Consider the following 1,377-nt stretch of genomic DNA (forward strand, 5'->3'; position numbering starts at 1 on the left):
CTGGATTGCCGATGCTCTTTAGCGTGCGGTTGTTCCAAGGATCATAGCTGTCGTTTTCCTGTTGTGCGGCGGTGCCGTTGGTGACTTGCGTCAGGTGGTTGAGAGTGTTGTCCCCATTCCATCTGTACTGGGCCATCCAGCCATTTGGGAACCGATTCTAAATGAGCCGGCCCCCCACTTCGTACAGGTAGTCGGTGCGGTAACCGTGTCGGTGTATTAAAGGGCGGTCAGTAAAATTGCCGTCATGCGGCGGGTTACGCTTCGCTAACCCACCCTATCGTGCTGCATTATGTCATTTCCAACTTACAAATAAGCAATAGTACCCAGCCACAGCGAATCATACTTCATACTTCTTTGACTTCCAGGAAGCGGTCGGCAGCAGTTGATTAGGTAAAAGCGCGAGAACCGCAACAGTTCTTCCAGCATCATCACAAAATTCTACCTCATACGCCTCACATGGCTTCGTATGGATATCAACCACCGTACCACTCATACCGGCAAGCAAACCCTTGTCTGGCAAGTCCGCGGCCAAAACAACTACATCAAAAAGATCAAAATTCATCATTGAAATTCTCACTTAACATAAATGGTTGTTAGACGTGGAACAGTCGAACCGGAATCGATTATCCAGCCGGTACGAACATTTGCAGTGTTGCCATTTGGCCCTGTAATTGGCATATCCACGGTGTAACGATGCCCAAATTGGTCAGCATTTCCAAGGGTTACAGGATTTTGTGTAACCCCTTTTTGAACTTGACTTATAAGGTCACCTGCATTGGATTGGTTATATCCCAACGCCGAACCAAAAACGACGGCTTTATTACCACCAACTGGGTGGTCGGGATTCAACGCGTAACCAGTCAGTTTTTGAGGATCAATCACGGCGTGCTCTGCATTTGGCAAAGCACCGTCCACGTTACCACTGCCACCCTGATTAAAGATCAGATTACCGAGATTGGTCGCACCATCAATCGCACCATTTACAAACCCACCGATAGCGTTTCCAATCTGCTGTGCTGTAAAAGGCGGTATGCTTGATTGTTGATCGCCCAACAGACCCTGGTATCCATCGCTCCCATTAGGCTTTTGTTGTTGCAAGCCCCGGTATCCAGGCGTCCCGCCTGCTAATCCTGCGGTTGCGGCACGTCCTGGAATCATGCCGAGACCAGTGCAAATCGGAGCACAGGCAATCATATTATCACCTGGCAAAGCAGGTTCTGACGCGAGCAAACCCAGCGGGTCAATCAAATTGATTGGGTTGTTGCCGACATAGGTATATTGATTAATCCCGCCCTGCAACCCAATCGGATCACGGGAGACGAACCGCGCAATACTCGGGTCATAGAACCTAGCGCGATAGTACGTCAATCCCGTCTC

At 49.6% G+C, this 1,377-nt stretch carries 2 protein-coding genes; both read right to left on the reverse strand.

The genetic code is table 11. From position 1 onward, the window contains the following. Positions 1-337: 337 nt before the first annotated feature. Entirely contained in the window at positions 338-565 is a 228-nt protein-coding gene (locus tag EDC63_RS18435; protein ID WP_223248343.1) for a DUF4926 domain-containing protein, read from the reverse strand. An 8-nt stretch (positions 566-573) separates the two neighbouring features. Beyond that, a partial coding sequence (locus EDC63_RS18960) for an RHS repeat-associated core domain-containing protein (protein ID WP_223272307.1) occupies positions 574-1,377 on the reverse strand: 804 nt, incomplete at its 5' end.

Source organism: Sulfurirhabdus autotrophica, assembly GCF_004346685.1.
GTDB lineage: Bacteria > Pseudomonadota > Gammaproteobacteria > Burkholderiales > SMCO01 > Sulfurirhabdus > Sulfurirhabdus autotrophica.